The organism is Janibacter alkaliphilus (assembly GCF_013408565.1).
GTDB classification, from domain to species: Bacteria; Actinomycetota; Actinomycetes; order Actinomycetales; family Dermatophilaceae; genus Janibacter; species Janibacter alkaliphilus.
On record NZ_JACBZX010000001.1, the window covers coordinates 1,125,887 to 1,141,437 of the forward strand.

Sequence of the window (15,551 nt, forward strand, 5' to 3'; positions counted from 1 at the left end):
CCTGGTTGGGTCGGGCAGGGAAGGATGGCCCTTATGGGTGCGAAGAGGAAGAGCTACACCCCGCAGTACCGGCGTGATGCTGCGCGTCTGGTGATCGACTCGGGCCGCACGATCTCGGCGGTGGCTGCGCAGATCGGTGTGGGTGAGCAGGTGCTGGGTCGGTGGGTGGCCAGGGAGCGTGCGCGGATGGATCAGCCGCCGGAGGCGGTGGATCTCGACGAGCGTGCCGAGCTGGAGCGGTTGCGCGCGGAGAATGCTCAGCTGCGGATGGATCGGGAGTTCCTGAAAAAAGCAGCGGCCTTCTTCGTGGCGGAGGGGGCGTCGGAGCAGACGCCGCGTTCGCAGTGATTCACGCGGAGAAGGCCTGCGCCGAGGGTGTGCGGTCCACGGTCGGTGACATGTGCGAGCTGCTGGGGGTGTCGCGGTCGGGCTACTACGACTGGCTCGCCCGCCAGGCGGCTGGGCCGGGGCCGCGTGAGCAGCGGTTGCGGGATCTGGCCGCGAAGGTGGTGAGCGCGCACCAGGACTCCGACGGGGTGTACGGCGCGCCCCGGATCACCGCGCAGCTGCGGGCGGCGGGTGAGGTCGTGACCCGCAAGACGGTCGCGAAGGTGATGCGCGCGAACGGGATCGAGGGCATCAGCCCGCGCGCGTGGCGGCCGGCGACCACGGTCACCGGTGCGGCGCCGCACCGCATCCCGGACCTGGTCCAGCGCCGCTTCGACCAGGGCGAGCTGAACCGGGTGTGGACCTCGGACATCACCTACCTGGCCACCGGTCAGGGCTGGCTGTACCTGTGCGCGGTCCGGGACGGCTGCTCCCGGCGCGTGCTCGGGTACGCCTTCAGCGACAGCCTGCACACCGACCTCGTCGAGGACGCGCTGCGGCGGGCGGTCACCTTCCGTGACGGCCGCACGGCCGGGGTGATCCTGCACGCCGACCGCGGCTGCCAGTACACCTCCGACCAGCTCGAGCGCGCCGCCCGCGCCCTGGACGTGCGACTCAGCGCCGGACGTACCGGCGTGTGCTGGGACAACGCCCAGCACGAGAGCTTCTGGTCCACCCTCAAGACCGAGCACTACCACCGCCACGAGTTCACCACCCGAGCCGCCGCGATCCACAGCGTGACCCACTGGATCGAGACCGTGTACAACCGCCGACGACGCCACACCGCCCTCGGCAACATCAGCCCCGTAGCCTTCGAGCACGGACTCACCACGGCGGCACCAGCCGCCTAAACCGATGTCCACCAAACGGGGGCAGCCCCATGGTGTTGCTCGTGATGTCTAGGGGAGTGATCGTGGTGGAGTGGTCGGAGTTTCAGGGTGCGTTGGCGGGTGTGCTGGGTGAGGTGGGTGATCGGTGGCGGGTGATCATCCGTGAGCCGACCTCGGGGGTGGTGGTGCAGTTCGCGGACCATCCGGTGGGGTTGGAGATGCAGTGCTCGTCGCGTGAGGTGCCGAAGTTTGCTGATCTGATCCCGGCGTCGGCGGATGAGGTGATGGAGGCGCAGGGGTGGCAGGCGCCGACTCGGGAGCTTCCGTTGTGGTCGCAGGTGGTGGAGCTGCCGGCGTTGACGTCTGAGCTGGAGGCGGCGGCGGGGGCGTGCGTGACCGCGTTGCGTGATGCGTTCGGTGTGGGCTCGCCTGATGACCTGGTGTACACGGCGTGGCGTGAGCGCGAGGTCATGATGCAGGGAGTGACGTACACGGGCGAGGAGGTGGATGAGCTGGATCCGGGGGAGTATCCGATGCCGTTGCCTCGGTTGGGTCTGCCGCTGGTCGCCCCTCCGGGCATGGAGTAGCGCGCGCCGGATCGGGCGGGTGCACGGTTCGGGGGAACGTCCTGCTGGGTCGACAGGGTTCTGCGCGAAGGGTGGTGGCGTCGGTGGCTGGTCGCGAAGAGCTGCTGGCGGAGGTGTCAGGCTTCCTGGAGTGGTGCGAGGGACTGGACAAGCAGTTGTTCGAGGTTGCCCACGACGTGGTGAAGCGACAGCTGCGATCGAAGCTGCGTGTGCCGGTGGTGAAGGAGGTGGGGGCCTCTGGACTCCCAGTCACGTTCATTAGCGCGCTCGACAAGGCGGTCGCACCTGTGGCGCGCCACTTCGCAGAACTCTCGGACGACACTAGGTCTGCTGGTCGGACTCAGCTGGCGGCGACTGTTGCGGCGCAGGCAATTCGCCAGCGGGGTCGGTTGAGTGTGGGGTCGTATCTGGTGTTGACGGAGCCGTTTCGGGTGGCGGGGTTCGATTTTGAGGATGGGTGGGGTGTGGGTCCTGACGCGGAGGGTGTGGCGACGGTCGCCGGTGCCGGCGGCGTCGAGCGTGAGGTCACCGATGAGGGCGACGGGTGAGGTGTGCTGATGGGTGAGCCGATGGGGTCTGAGCTGGTCGTCGGTGAGTGGTCGTGGGCTCCCGTGGAGGAGGTGGTGGCCTGGGCGCGGTTCTGGGCGTCGGCGTCGTGGCCGATGACCGAGGACGTGGCGATCGATCTGGGGGTGGCGCATCTGGGGTGGTCGGTGGACGAGAAGGGTGCGGCGGTGGGGCCGTGGCCGCTGAACCGGCCGGGGGTGACCCTGTCGCGGGACTACGGCGACAAGGACTGTCACGGGTTCTCGTTCAAGGTCACTGACGTTGTGGGTCGTCCTGAAGAGTTGCTGGATGCTGACGGTCAGAGGTTGTGGGAGGCGTTCCTGCGGGACCGGTTCACGCTGCTGGTGCGGGCGCTGACGCCCGAGTTACGTGAGTCGAAGCGCCTCCGAGAGAAGCTCGAGGACAGCAGTTTGGTCACGGCGCGATGGGATCTTCCAGACGGGGGCATCCGGTGGGATGTCACGCAATCGGCAGGCTCGGTCACGTGCTGGGTGAGTTCGCCAGAGTCGGCGCAGGTGGAGCGGAACCTGGGCAACTAGACGCGATGACCGGGGTCGTCGCGCCCGCCGCATGAGCGCAGGCTCGGCCGACCAGAGCGAGCACCACCCCCCGCGACACCTCGGCGACGACCACGTCAGCCGTCGCCGAAGCCGCGTCCCCCGAGCGCGTCGTCGGCCTGCTCGCGGTGCCCCACCTGCACGGTGATCGTCGGCTCCCCGGTCCGCAGCAGCCGGGCCCGGCCCGTCGGCAGCCGCTGCGGCCGTTCGCTGCCGAGCAGCTGACCCTCGGTGCGGTCACCCGAGTACATCAGCCCCACCGAACCGGAGTCGCGCAGCGCCATGAAGGCCGACTCGTAGACCCCGCGCGAGGCGCCGCTGGTCCGCCGGGTCAGCAGCACGTGCAGGTTCACCTCCGCCGCCATCGAGATGAAGGGGACCAGCGGCGCCAGCGGCGAGCTGCTCCCCGCCGTCACGACCTCGTAGTCGTCGACGACCACCACGATCTTCGGCAGATGGGTCTCCTCCGGCTCGTCGCCGACCTGCATCGGCACCCGCTTCTGCAGCTCCGGCAGCACCGCCGCCACCAGCCGCTCCGCCAGCGGCGCCGAGCTGGCATACCCGCCGAGGTACTCGTCAGGCACCTCCCCGCGCAGCACCCGACGCGGGTCGATGACCGCGAAGACGATCTCCTCCGGGGTGTGCTGAGCGATCAGCGTCTGCACCACGTGCCGCAGCAGCGAGGTCCGCCCGGTCTGCGAGTCGCCCAGCGCCAGCACGTGCCGGTCCGTGCCCTCCAGGTCGATGGTCACCGTCTCCAGGGTCGCCTCGTGCAGCCCCAGCGGCACCATCCCGGCCCGGCCCGCCGGCGCCAGGTCACCGCTGGCCACCACCGACGGCAGCAGCCGCACCCGCGGCGCCGTCGAGGTCGCCGACTCGCCCACCCGGGCCACCAGCTCGGCCAGCCCCTCGGCCGCCGACCCGCGGTCCGCGCGCCCGTCCACCCGCGGCAGCGCCACCTGGGCGAAGAGCCGGGCCGGCAGCAGCGCCCGCCCCGCCGGCGCGTCCCGCAGCGTCGCGCTGAGCTTGCTGTCCACCGCCGAGTCGCCGGCATCGGCGAGGCGCAGCTCCACCTTCGTCCCGAAGAAGGTCTGCTGCTGCATCCGCACGTCGTTCCACCGGGTGGCGGTCGCCACCACGTGGATGCCCAGCCCGCCACCGCGCCGGACCAGGGTCAGCATGGTCTCCTCCAGCCCGGCGAAGTCCTCCACCAGGCCGTAGCCGTCGACGAGCAGCACGACGTCGGCGAGCATCTCCCCGCTCGCCGGGCCGGCCGCCGCCCGTGCCGCCGGCAGCGAGTCCACCCGCAGCCGCTGGAAGAGGTCCTCGCGACGCTCCAGCAGCGCGTGCACCTCCTCGACCGTGCGCCGGACCACCTCCGGGTCGCTGCGCAGCCCCACGCCGGCCACGTTCGGCAGGCCGTCCAGCGCCATGAGGTTCGAGCCGAGCAGGTCGATCGCGTAGACCACCGCCTCCTCGACCCGGTGGGTCACCGCCAGCGACGCCGCCAGCGTGCGCAGCACCGTCGTCTTGCCCGAGCGCGGCGCCCCGATGACGAGCACGTGCCCGCCCGCGGCCGCCAGGTCCAGCTCCCACGGCCCCTGGGTCTGCCCTCGCGGGTCGTCCAGCCGCCCGATCGGCACCCGCAGCGGACCGGCGCTGGGCACCCGCACCCCTTCGGCCGTGGCCACCGCCGGGCCGGCCGCCTGGTCCAGGGTCAGCTGCTCGGGCAGCGGCGGCAGCCACACCGGCGACCCTGACGCCGGTCGCCGCGCGATCTGGTCGATGACCGTCGCCAGCACCGTCGGACCGGTCGGCTCCTCGTCCAGCGCGTCGGCCTCGGTCGTCTCGACCCCCGGCTCGTCCTCGACCGGGATCGCTGGGTAGTCCGCCAGCGGCCGCAGCACCGGCGCCTCGTCCACCTCCACCTCGGTGTCGTCCGGGATGGCCCCGGAGACGTAGCCCGCGCGGAAGCGGGTGTAGGTCGTGGTGTCCACCTTGAGGTAGCCGTAGCCGGGCAGCGCCGGCAGCGCGTAGGCGTCGGTGGTGTCCAGGATCGTCCGGCTCTCTGCCTCGGAGAGGGTGCGCAGCCCGATCCGGTAGGAGAGGTAGGTGTCCAGGCCGCGCAGCTTGCCCCCTTCGATCCGCTGGCTGCTGAGCAGCAGGTGCACCCCGATCGACCGGCCGATCCGCCCGATCGAGAGGAAGAGCTCGATGAAGTCCGGGCGCGCGGTCAGCAGCTCGCCGAACTCGTCGATGATCACCAGCAGGTGCGGCATCGGCGGCAGCGACGCCCCGGCACCGGCCTGCTCGCGCCGCAGCCGCCGGTAGGCGGAGATGTCGGAGAGGTTGCCGGCATCCTTGAGCATCTGCTGGCGCCGCTGCACCTCCCCGGCCAGGCTGGCGTAGACCCGCTCGACGAGCGTCGAGTCGTCGGAGAGGTTGGTGATCACCCCGCTCACCTGCGGAGCCGTGGCGAAGGGAGCGAAGGTCGCCCCGCCCTTGTAGTCCACGAGCACCATCGCCAGGTCGTCCGGGCCGTGCGAGGTCAGCAGCGCCAGCACCAGCGTGCGCAGCAGCTCGGACTTGCCGGAGCCGGTCGCGCCGACGCAGATCCCGTGCGGCCCCATCCCGAACTGTGCCGACTCCTTGAGGTCGAGCATCACCGGGTCGCCCTGGTCGTCGGTGCCGATCGGCACCCGCAGGAAGGAGGTGCGCGGCCGCGGACCCCACAGCGCGTCCAGGTCGATCCGCTCCACGTCGTCCACCCCGAGCAGCCCGGTCACCTGCAGCGCCTGGCTGGAGGCGTCGTGCTCGAGGGAGTCCGCGGACAGCCGCAGCCCGGCCAGGTGCCGGCACAGCGTCTCGGCCTCGGCCGCGGAGAAGCGGTCCAGCTGCACCTCCTGGCGCACCGGCACGCTGTCGCGGCGCTCCAGGCGCTCCAGCACCGCCTCGCCGGCCTAGCCCGCCTGCACGATGCGCATCCGCACGTCCTCGGGCTCCTGGCGCTGGTCGTCGACGAGGTGCAGCACGGTCAGCCCGAGGTCGGCCGGGCCGTGCTCGACGTCGCCCAGCAGCAGCGGCTGCTCGGTGGGGTCGTCCACGTCGACGACGATGACCATCGTCGCGTGCGGGGTCGCCCCCTTCCGCCCGGTGAGGTCCCGGCGGGACTCCGCGGTGCGGGCCCGGCGGCGCCGCAGGTCCTCCCGGATCATCCGGTCCAGGGTCACCACGTCCGGCGCCAGCCGGCGCTGCGGACCCTCCGCGGTCGCCTGCCGCTGGTCGGCCAGGTGCGGCAGCCACGCCAGCCAGTCCCAGCGACGGCGCCGCTCCGGCGCGATCGCCGCGGCCAGGTGCAGGTCCTCTGGGGAGACGAAGGTGGCCGCCTGGCAGAGCAGATTGCGCACCGCCGCGGTCCGGAAGCCCGGGCCGCCGACGATGCTCACGTGGCCGGCCCGCTCCAGCGGCACCCGCACCGGCAGGTCGTCGAGGGTGGTGAAGCGCCGCTGGATGACCTCGAGCTCGCGGGCCAGGAACTCGTCGGTCTCGGTGAGGGCGTCGTCGCCGCCCTGCTCGTCGAATCGGCGCACCGGCATCGGTCCGGTGCCCAGCCGGGCCTGCAGGAAGTCGCCGTCGCCGCGGCGTCGCTCCCACAGCCGGTCCTGGTCGCGGACCACCGCCAGCAGCCCGGTGCACGCGGGGTCGCTGTGCCAGGCGACCTCCTCGGTGCGGGCGTCGGCGGAGCGCATCGCCGTGCGCGCTCGCTCCAGGTAGGAGAGGTAGGCCTCGCGCTTGCGGACCCGCGCCCGGGTGGCCTTGCCGCGCTGCGAGACGAGCATGACCACCGAGCTGATGAGCACCGCCACCATCATCAGCGCCCCGATCGCGGCGAAGCTCGACCCGCGGAAGAGCATCATCACCGTCATCGACGCGCCGGCGCCGAGCAGCGGCACGAGCATGATGAGCTGCCCGAAGCCGCCCTGCCCCTCCGGCAGGGTGGGCGGGCGCTCGATGTCCTGGTCGGCCGGGCCCGGCGCCGCGGGCGTGGTGCGGGCCGCCCGGTGGACGAGACGGACGCTCACACCGGCCTCGCGGCCAGGCTCACCACGGCGGCCGCGACCTCGGCGAGGTCGCGCTCGCCGGGCTCCCCGACGTGGCCCGGCACGATCCCGGCCGCGCCGGCGAGGTGCCGGTCGTGCCCCACCGGGGCGCGGGTCGGGGCGGTGCCGGCCAGCGCCTCGGCCGCCTCGGCCGCACCGATCCCGCTCTGCGGGTCCAGCTCGGTGAGCACGAGCACGATCCGCCAGGCGTCCCAGCCGGCCGCGAGCAGCTCGGCCACCGCGCCACGGGCCGTGCGCAGCCCGCGCAGGCTGGCCGCGGCGGCGACGACGATGACGTCCGCCTGGTCGGCCTGCGTCGGCAGCGCCAGCCCGGCGTCGGTGAAGGTGAGCGCGGCGTAGCGCCGCAGCCGGGTGGCCAGCTCGTCGGCGTCGGCCAGCTCCTCCGGCGCCGGGGCGAAGGTGAGCAGCGGCCCGGTGGACGAGGTGCGGCTCTGCGCCAGGTCCGGACGCACCGGACCGGTCACCGGCTGGGCCAGGCGCTCGCCCAGCCCGGTGCGGCCGGGCGCGGCGTCGACCAGGGCCACCCCGTCGGGGCGACGGGCCTGCAGCTCCTGGGCCAGCGCGACGGCCAGGGTGCTCGTGGCCGCCCCGCCGTGGGCACCGGCGACCCAGATGCGTCGGCCGGTCGCCACCGGGGTCTGCGCGGTGTGCCAGGCGGCGGCCAGCCGCTGCGGGGTGTCGTCGGAGCTCAGCGCCCCCTTCACCCGGTGGCGCAGCCGGGCCCGCCAGCCGTCCGAGGCGCGGCGGGTCAGCCGGTCGCGCAGCGCCTGGTCGGGGTCGGCCGGGGTCTGGGCAGGTGCGGTCTGCGGGGGCAGCGGTGGCTCGGCCGGTGCCGGCTGCGGGGGCAGCGGCGCTTGGGCGGGGTGCGGGGGTGCGGTCCCGGCAGCCGGTGGTGCGGGCTCGGGCACGGCTGGTGGGGCAGCCTGCTGAGGCGGCTGCTCCGGGGGCGCCGGTGGCGGCGGGTAGGGCGGAGGGCTCGGCACCTCCTGCGGCGGGGCGCTCGTGGGGCCGCGCAGGGCGGAGGGCTGCCAGGGCTGGTCAGGTCCAGTGCTCATCTCGGCCTCTCAGAAGGTGTCGAGCATCGCGGAGTACACGCCGAAGGCGCCGACCAGCAGCGGGATGCCCAGGAGCACCGCGACGGTCTCCAGCCGGCCGGCCCAGCGACGGACGGTCGCGGCCATCAGCGGGGTGGGTTCGCGCAGCAGCACCAGCGTGCACACCGCCGCGGCGGCGAGCAGGCCCAGCACGAGCGCGGTCTCGGCGGCCGGCCACCGCTCGGCGGCGACCCGGGCCACCGCGGCCAGGCCCACGAGCGCGCCGGCGCCGAGGAGCAGCCGCTCGGCGACCAGCGGGACGTGGCGCACCCGGACCAGCCAGGCGACCGCGGCCGAGCCGACCAGTGCCAGGGTCCATCCGTCGTCGGGGCGCTCGCTCACGGCGACCGCCATCGCCGCGGCGCCGCTGAGCGCGATCACCGCGACCGCACCGAGCAGCGAGAGGTGCGCGGCGGTCACCGTGCTGGCCACCCGGCTGCGTCGCAGCTGGGCGCCCCGGCCGAGCTGCTCGTCCACGGAGAAAGCCCCCGTCGTGGCCAGCGCGATCCGCGGCGCCAGCCCGAGGAACATCCCGCACAGCACGACGACGACGGCTGCCGCCAGGCCGACCTCGCCGGTCAGCCCCCAGGTGGCCCCGCCCGCGACGAGCACCCCCAGCCAGGCCATCACCCCGGCGGACGCGGCCGGCATCTGCCGCGCGCAGGCGCCGAGGTTGAGCAGCAGGATCGGCACCGCGAAGCCCACCCAGACCAGGTCGCGGGTGGAGGCGTTGAGCATCGTGCCGAGCGGCAGCATGACCCAGGCCACGGTGAAGCTGCCCCAGGCGATCGCCGTCCGGGATCGCCAGGCGGCGACCAGCGAGGCGGCCAGCGCCACCACGCCGACCAGGGCCAGCCCGGAGCCGGTGGAGCGCAGGGTCGGGCTCCCGGAGACCACCGCGGCGGCGGCCAGCAGCCCGCCGATGACCAGCGGCAGCGCCCAGTCCCGGGAGGCGCCGTCCCAGACACCGCGGGGGCGCTCCTCCTCGACCGCGTCGACGAGGTCGTAGACGATCGGGTCCGGCGGCGCCTCGGCGGCCCCGGTGAGCCGCAGCTGGGCGCCGTCGCGCAGCCCCGCCTCGGCGAGGGTGAGGTCCTGGCGCAGCGGCCGCCCGTCGAGCAGGTAGAGCCGGTGGCTGCTGCCGCCGGCCTCCGGGCCGACGAGGTCGAGCAGCGCGGGCAGCAGCGAGGACACCGGCTGGGTGGTCGGCAGCACGACGTCGATCGCCCGGGCGCTGGTGAGGATCGTCGTGCGCAGGTAGGGGCCGACGACGGGGTGATCGGTGGCGGTGCTCATCGGGCACCTCCGGCGGGTGCGCTCACCGTGACCTCGTCCGGGGTCGGTGCGGTGCGGCCCATCCGCTCGTCGTTGGCGAAGAGGTCGATGATGAAGCTCGCGGCCACGCAGCCGGCGCAGGCCAGCACCGCGAGGAAGGCCGCGGCCAGGTGGGTGCCCACCCGGTCGGTCCAGCTGCGCAGCAGCCGGTGCTCGCCGAAGAGGAGGGCGCGGGCCAGCCGGGTCCGCCGGACGGCCGTCGCCTCGATCAGCTGCTCGTCGTGGTCGTACGCCAAACCTCGAAGTCCTTCCCCTGCAACGCCACTGGAGGGCCGGCGTCGGGCCCGATCGTGTCCCGCCCGGCAGGCTACGTGAGGTGGGCTCCCTTCGCGCGTCGGAGCGGGGTAGGGCATCCGTCAGGTGCGCCACGTCCGGCCGGAGGGCTCCGAACGGCGCCACCAGGCACTAGGTAGTCGTACTGTCTACGGGTACGCGCGGCGCCCGCGCAACAGGAGGTGCGGTGAAGATCTCGGAGCTGGCCGACGCCGGTGACGTCTCGGTGGCCACCGTGAAGTACTACCTGCGCGAAGGGGTGCTCCCGCCCGGGCGGGCGATCTCCCGGACCCAGGCGGACTACGACGCCTCGCACGTGGAGCGGCTGCGGCTGGTGCGCGCGCTGATCGGTGTCGGCGGTCTCTCGCTGGCCCGGGTGCGGCAGGTGCTCAGCGTCATCGAGGACGGCTCGATCGGCCCGGCCGACGTGATGTCCGCCGCCCAGCTCTCGCTCTACGACACCGAGGGCGGAGAGGGAGGCGCCGGGCCGGTGAGCGCGGACGCAGAGGGCGACGCGACCGCTCCGCCCAGCCCTGGTGCCGCCCTGATGGGGGCGCTCGGCTGGCACGTGCGGCTACCCGACCCGGTCGTCGACGAGCTGGACGAGGCGATCGAGGCGTGCGTCACCGCCGACATCGGGTACTCCGACGAGCTGCTCGCCCGCTACGCCGAGATCTGCCTCGAGGTCGCCGAGACCGACCTGGCGACCGTGCCGAGCGAGCCGGCCGCGGCGGTCCGTCAGGTCGTCCTCGGCACCGTGCTGCTCGACCCGGTGCTCGTCGCGCTGCGCCGCCTGGCCCAGCAGCACGCGGCGCACACCCGTCTCCCGTCGACCGGCCCGGGCCCCGGTTTTGCTGCCCGCCCCCCTGGTGAGGCATGATGTGACGGCTCGACGCCTCGGACCAGAGGCTGCGGGCGACACTTACGCGAGAGTGGCGGAACGGCAGACGCGCTGTCTTCAGGTGGCAGTGTCCTTATGGGCGTGGGGGTTCAAATCCCCCCTCTCGCACGCATGACGCACCAGCAGGGGCGGACCTCGACGAGGTCCGCCCCTGCTGCGTGTCACCCCGCAGCCGTCTGAAGGAGAACCTGCATGCCCACCACCGTCCCCGCCCTCGCCGCCGCCGCGGCCGACGCCCCCTTCGAGCGGGTCCAGATCGAGCGCCGCGACCTGCGCCCCGACGACGTGCAGATCGACATCCGCTGGGCCGGCATCTGCCACAGCGACATCCACATGAAGCGCGGCGAGTGGGGCGAGACCCTCTACCCGCTCACCCCCGGTCACGAGATCCTCGGGACCGTCGTCGCCGTCGGTGACCAGGTCACCCGCCACCAGGTCGGCGACGTCGTCGGCGTCGGCTGCCTCGTCGACTCCTGCGGCGAGTGCGCCCCGTGCACCGACGGCGAGGAGCAGTACTGCACGAAGGGGTCGGTGCAGACCTACGGCCAGGAGGACTACCACGGCGAGGTGACCAAGGGCGGCTACAGCGACCAGGTCGTCGTCAAGGACGCCTTCGTCGTGCGCATCCCAGACGGTTACGCCGAGAGCGACCACGCCGCCGTGACCCCGCTGCTGTGCGCCGGCATCACCACCTACCACCCGCTCAAGGAGCACGGTGTCGGCCCCGGCAGCCGGGTCGGGGTCATCGGGCTCGGCGGGCTCGGCCACGTCGCGGTGAAGATCGCGGCCGCCATGGGCGCCGAGGTCACCGTGCTCAGCCGCACCGACGCGAAGAAGGCGGACGGGCTCGCCTTCGGCGCCACCGACTACCGGGCCACCGAGGACGGCACCGCCTTCAGCGAGCTCGCCGGCAGCTTCGACGTCATCATCAACACCGTCGGCTCGGGCATCCCGCTGGACTCCTACATGCGCCTGCTCGACCGCGGCGGCGTGCTCGCCAACGTCGGCGCCCCGACCGACTCGCTGCAGGTCAGCGCCTTCTCGCTGCTGGCCAACCGGCGTCGTCTGGCCGGCAACATGATCGGCGGCCTGCCGGAGACCCAGGAGATGCTCGACTTCTGCGCCGAGCACGGGGTCGCCGCCACCGTCGAGGTCATCGGCGCCGACCAGGTCGACGACTACTACGACAAGGTCGTCGCCGGCGACGTGCGCTACCGCGCGGTCATCGACACCACGACCCTCGCCGGCTGAGGACCGGGGCTCCCGAGCCTGCGACCGGGCCGGGGCGGGCGCTCACCGCGCGTCGGTGAGCGCCCGCGCCTCGTCCGCGAGCTGCGCCCCGGCGCCGGCGTAGACCTGCAGCACGACGTCCACCCCGGCCGCGCGCAGCTGCCGGGCGTGGTCCTCGTAGCGGGCGGCCGCGGCGATCACCCCGGTGTAGCCGTGCTCGTGCAGCAGGTGGGTGATGTCCAGGCAGGCCTGGTGGGCCGGCAGCGCGAGCACGACGAGGCGGATCGTCGGGCTCTCCACGATGGCGTCGACCAGCCCGGTGTCGGTGCCGTCGGCCTCGATGACCTGGATCCCGCCCCGGGTGATCGGCGCCAGCTTGTCCCGGCTCTGCTCCACCCCGAGGGTGCGCAGGTGGTGCACGTCGGCGAGCTGGTGCGCGGCGCCGGTGCCGACCCGGCCGATGCCGATGACCACGGCCTCGGCGTCACCGACGTCGAAGGGTCGGCACTCCGGGTGCACCCGCTCCCGCGGCGGGTCGGCCGGCAGCGCCCGGGCCACCTCGTCGGCCAGCCGCTCGTGCCGGTTCACCGCCGCCGAGAGCACGAAGCTGGCCGCCACCGCCAGCGCCATGATCGTCAGCCAGTCCTCGCTGACCCACCCGGTGGCGCTAGCCGTCGCGGTGACGATGAGGCCGAACTCGGAGAAGTTCGCCAGCAGCAGCCCCACCCGTGAGGTGGCGTGCCGCGTGATCCGGAAGAGCCGCAGCAGCCCGGCGTAGCCCCAGCCCTGTAGCGGCAGCATCACGAGCACGACCAGCGCGACGAGCACGTGGTCGAGCTGCGGCACCTCGGTCATGCCGATGTTGATGAAGAAGCCGATGAGCAGCACGTCCTTGATCGAGGACAGCTGCCGGGAGAGCTCGGTGGCGGCCGGGTGCCCGGCCAGCAGCAGACCCATGACCAGGGCGCCGAGATCCCCCTTCAGCCCGAGGGCCTCGAAGAGGGCGTAGCCCGGCACCAGCGCCACGAGGATGCCGAAGAGGGCCTGCATCTCGCCGTGGCCCAGCCACCCCCACAGCGCTCGCACCACGCGGGAGAGCGGCCAGAGCAGCACGAGGGCGAAGACCCAGGGGGACGGCAGCTCGCCGTTCGCCGCGACGATGAAGAGCACCGCGGCGAGGTCCTGGATGACGAGCACGCCGAGGGCGATCCGCCCGTAGAAGGCCTGCTGCTCGCCGCGGTCCTCGAGGACCTTCACCACGAGCACGGTCGAGGAGTAGGACAGGGCGAAGCCGAGCGCCAGCAGCCCTGGCCAGCCCAGCCCGGCGAGGTAGGGCAGGCCGGCGAGCGAGAGCAGGCCGAGCACCCCGGCGCCGACGATGGAGAAGATGCCCATGTGGGCCACCGAGGTCACCCAGACCTCGGGGCGGACCAGGGTGCGGACGTCGAGCTTGAGGCCGATGCCGAAGAGGAGCAGGGTCACGCCGAGGTCGGCGGCCACCTCCAGCCCGGGCAGCGGGTCGGCGCCGATCGCCGCGAGCAGGAAGCCGGCGCTGAGGAAGCCGACGAGCGGCGGGAGCCGGAGCACCACCGCCAGCAGGGCGCAGCCGAAGGTCACGACCAGGTACGTGCTGGCGACCTCCATGACCGGAGCCTAGTGAGGCGACCCTGCTCGGGCGCAGGGGCGTCCGTCGGTCGGTTGGCCCGCGGTCGGCGCGCGGTTGGCGCGCGGTTGGCGCGCGGTTGGCGTGCGGTGGGCGCAGGTCAGACCGCGACGCCGACCGCCCCGAGCAGCTCGCGCAGCGCGGCCCCGGCGTCCCGCTGCTGGCCGATCTCGCCGCCCGCGGCGCTGCTCAGCGCCCCGCCGTAGGTGCCGTCGCTGGAGCTCGTCGAGCCCACGTAGAGCGCCCGCCCGGCCATGAGCGTCTGGGCCGAGGGGTCCGCCTGGACCGCCGGCCGCGAGGCCGCCAGCTCGTCGAGCTGCGCCTGGCTGTAGGGGGCGCCCTTCGCGCTGCCCACCCCGGCGACGATGTGCTTGGTGCCGGCGACCTCGAGGGTGACGTGCCCGACCTTGCTCGCCTTGGCCGTGATCGTCTGGGCCGGCGCGTCGAAGAAGACGCCGTCCTGGCCGGTGAGCCAGACCCGGCCGGGCAGCACCCCGAGGATCACCGGCTCCGACTTCGACGTCATGAGCGTGGGGTAGCGGTAGAGGCCCATGAGGATCGGCGGGGGCTGCGTCATGCCCCGGACGCTACCTCCCCCTCCCCCTCCCTTCGCCCCCGATGCCTTTATCGGGTTACCCGATAATCGCTCGGATGCGGGGGAAGCCTTGTCCGGTGAGCGAGAGGTTCTCCGCACGCGGCGCCGATCTCGCACGCACGATTAGGTAGCGGAACTATCCAACTTGGGTGATGATGGGGTCATGAGTGCAGCTCAGCAGACTCCCGAGACCGGACTCCCGCCGACGATCGAGGCCTGGGTGCAGGGCTACCGCCACGGCGACCGCGCCCTGACCGTGCAGCAGATGGCCGACGACGTGGTGCTCACCTCACCGCTGACCGAGGCCTTCGTCTTCCGCGGACGGCACCAGGTCGGCGAGGTCATCGCGGCCGCCCTCGACCTGCTCAAGGAGACCGAGGTGGCCGGCGTGACCGGATCGGGAAGGGAGTGGGCCGTGCGGACCACCGCCCGGCTCGGCGGCCGGCCGCTCGAAGAGGTGCAGTGGCTGACCCTCGGCGACGACGGCCGGGTCGCCGAGGTGCGCCTGCTGGTGCGGCCGGTCCCCGCCGCGGTCTCGCTGCTCGCCCGTCTCGGTGACGGGCTGCACCAGCGAGGGGTCATGCCGCGCCGGGCCGCCTTCGCCTCGCGCGGTGCGCTGCCGATGGCTCTGGCCATGGACGCGGTCGAGCGCTGGATCATGCCCCGGGTCGCACCGCCGCGACCGCCGCGGGGTCAGCTGCGCGGCTGAGCGCGTCGGGTCACCTCCACGCGCGGGGTCGGGCCGTGGGTGGAGGTATCGGGACGCGGCAGGGCGCGTCGCATCACCTCCACCTGTGAGATCAGCCCGCGGGTGGAGGTAACCGGACGCGGCAGGGCGCGTCGCATCACCTCCACCGGCCAGACAGCGGCCTAGCGCCGGCGCTCGACCAGCCCGCGCAGGTAGCTCGCCTGACCGAGGTGCTGGGTGGTGTCGCCGACCACCGAGACCAGCCGCACCTGAGCGGTGATCGGCTCGCCGTCGTAGGTGTCCACCTGGCGCTGCAGCTCGTCCTCGGTCATCCCCGCCAGCACCTGCTCGGTCAGCGCGTCGACCGCCTCGGCGTACCCCAGGAGCAGCGCCGGGTCGGTGACGTCGAAGGCGGCCACGTCCGCGCTCGAGTGGCCGTAGCCGATGGCGTCCCTCGGGTAGGGGAGGCCGAAGCGCCTTTTGTGTTCCGTCCATGCCTGGTCCACGGTGCGCCCCAGCGCCGCCGCCACCCCGGCGAGGTGGTCGTCCTGCACCCGCAGCAGGTGCCAGACGAGCCAGCCGATCGGGTTGGCCTCTGCGTCGGCCCGCCAGAGCACCTCGTCGGGCGTGAGGCCGTCCAGCACCGAGGGCAGCTCCTCACGGACCCGGCCGAAGCACTCGCGCAGCACGGACAGGGCAGGCGGCAACGTCGTCATGCCTTCA

At 73.4% G+C, this 15,551-nt stretch carries 15 protein-coding genes and 1 tRNA gene; 8 read left to right on the forward strand and 8 right to left on the reverse strand.

Going from position 1 to position 15,551, the window contains the following annotated elements; translation table 11 throughout:
- The first annotated feature begins 24 nt into the window (after positions 1-24).
- The 4 genes from BJY28_RS05420 (at position 25) to BJY28_RS05435 (ending at position 2,910) form a co-directional block, all read left to right on the forward strand.
- A protein-coding gene (locus BJY28_RS05420; RefSeq protein WP_179462092.1) for an IS3 family transposase occupies positions 25-1,238 on the forward strand; the annotation gives its coding sequence in 2 pieces (ribosomal slippage) (positions 25-286 and positions 286-1,238; 1,215 coding nt in all).
- Between the two features lie 29 nt (positions 1,239-1,267).
- The gene (locus BJY28_RS05425; RefSeq protein WP_179462093.1) at positions 1,268-1,804 is read left to right on the forward strand and encodes a TY-Chap domain-containing protein; all 537 of its coding nucleotides are present in this window, start codon (positions 1,268-1,270) and stop codon (positions 1,802-1,804) included.
- An 83-nt stretch (positions 1,805-1,887) separates the two neighbouring features.
- On the forward strand, positions 1,888-2,352 hold the full coding sequence (locus BJY28_RS05430; RefSeq protein ID WP_179462094.1) for a hypothetical protein: 465 nt from the start codon (positions 1,888-1,890) through the stop codon (positions 2,350-2,352).
- A gap of 9 nt (positions 2,353-2,361) precedes the next feature.
- Positions 2,362-2,910, forward strand: a complete 549-nt coding sequence (locus tag BJY28_RS05435; protein WP_179462095.1) for a DUF6301 family protein — start codon at positions 2,362-2,364, stop codon at positions 2,908-2,910.
- A gap of 95 nt (positions 2,911-3,005) precedes the next feature.
- On the opposite strand, the gene eccCb is transcribed toward BJY28_RS05435, so the two are convergent.
- Genes eccCb through BJY28_RS05455 form a run of 5 tightly spaced genes read right to left on the reverse strand, consistent with a single transcriptional unit; the run spans position 3,006 to position 9,714 of the window.
- Complete coding sequence (gene eccCb / locus BJY28_RS05440; protein ID WP_218875200.1) at positions 3,006-5,876, reverse strand: type VII secretion protein EccCb; 2,871 nt, start codon at positions 5,874-5,876, stop codon at positions 3,006-3,008.
- Positions 5,877-5,888: 12 nt separating this feature from the next.
- Positions 5,889-7,010 carry a hypothetical protein gene (locus tag BJY28_RS15810; RefSeq protein WP_218875202.1) on the reverse strand — a complete coding sequence of 374 codons (1,122 nt, stop codon included), beginning with the start codon at positions 7,008-7,010 and terminating at the stop codon, positions 5,889-5,891.
- Positions 7,007-8,104 carry a P-loop NTPase family protein gene (locus BJY28_RS05445; RefSeq protein ID WP_179462096.1) on the reverse strand — a complete coding sequence of 366 codons (1,098 nt, stop codon included), beginning with the start codon at positions 8,102-8,104 and terminating at the stop codon, positions 7,007-7,009. Before BJY28_RS05445 ends, BJY28_RS15810 begins: the two co-directional genes overlap by 4 nt.
- A gap of 9 nt (positions 8,105-8,113) precedes the next feature.
- Entirely contained in the window at positions 8,114-9,439 is a 1,326-nt protein-coding gene (locus tag BJY28_RS05450) for an EsaB/YukD family protein (RefSeq protein WP_179462097.1), read from the reverse strand.
- Positions 9,436-9,714 carry a hypothetical protein gene (locus BJY28_RS05455; RefSeq protein ID WP_179462098.1) on the reverse strand — a complete coding sequence of 93 codons (279 nt, stop codon included), beginning with the start codon at positions 9,712-9,714 and terminating at the stop codon, positions 9,436-9,438. Before BJY28_RS05455 ends, BJY28_RS05450 begins: the two co-directional genes overlap by 4 nt.
- Positions 9,715-9,938: 224 nt before the next feature.
- Between BJY28_RS05455 and BJY28_RS05460 the strand changes: the two genes are divergently transcribed.
- From BJY28_RS05460 to BJY28_RS05470, 3 genes are all read left to right on the forward strand, one after another.
- The gene (locus tag BJY28_RS05460; RefSeq protein WP_179462099.1) at positions 9,939-10,631 is read left to right on the forward strand and encodes a MerR family transcriptional regulator; all 693 of its coding nucleotides are present in this window, start codon (positions 9,939-9,941) and stop codon (positions 10,629-10,631) included.
- A gap of 46 nt (positions 10,632-10,677) precedes the next feature.
- Positions 10,678-10,760: transfer RNA gene (locus BJY28_RS05465), tRNA-Leu, on the forward strand.
- Between the two features lie 84 nt (positions 10,761-10,844).
- The gene (locus BJY28_RS05470; RefSeq protein WP_179462100.1) at positions 10,845-11,903 is read left to right on the forward strand and encodes an NAD(P)-dependent alcohol dehydrogenase; all 1,059 of its coding nucleotides are present in this window, start codon (positions 10,845-10,847) and stop codon (positions 11,901-11,903) included.
- Positions 11,904-11,945: 42 nt separating this feature from the next.
- On the opposite strand, the gene BJY28_RS05475 is transcribed toward BJY28_RS05470, so the two are convergent.
- Both BJY28_RS05475 and BJY28_RS05480 read right to left on the reverse strand, forming a co-directional pair.
- Positions 11,946-13,526: a cation:proton antiporter domain-containing protein gene (locus tag BJY28_RS05475; RefSeq protein ID WP_179462101.1), complete on the reverse strand. Its 1,581-nt coding sequence runs from the start codon at positions 13,524-13,526 to the stop codon at positions 11,946-11,948.
- 119 nt (positions 13,527-13,645) lie between these two features.
- The gene (locus BJY28_RS05480) at positions 13,646-14,122 is read right to left on the reverse strand and encodes a hypothetical protein (protein ID WP_179462102.1); all 477 of its coding nucleotides are present in this window, start codon (positions 14,120-14,122) and stop codon (positions 13,646-13,648) included.
- A 181-nt stretch (positions 14,123-14,303) separates the two neighbouring features.
- On the opposite strand from BJY28_RS05480, the gene BJY28_RS05485 reads away from it, so the two are divergent.
- Positions 14,304-14,849, forward strand: a complete 546-nt coding sequence (locus tag BJY28_RS05485) for a nuclear transport factor 2 family protein (protein WP_179462103.1) — start codon at positions 14,304-14,306, stop codon at positions 14,847-14,849.
- Positions 14,850-15,010: 161 nt separating this feature from the next.
- On the opposite strand, the gene BJY28_RS05490 is transcribed toward BJY28_RS05485, so the two are convergent.
- Entirely contained in the window at positions 15,011-15,544 is a 534-nt protein-coding gene (locus BJY28_RS05490; RefSeq protein WP_179462104.1) for a mycothiol transferase, read from the reverse strand.
- Positions 15,545-15,551 lie beyond the last annotated feature (7 nt).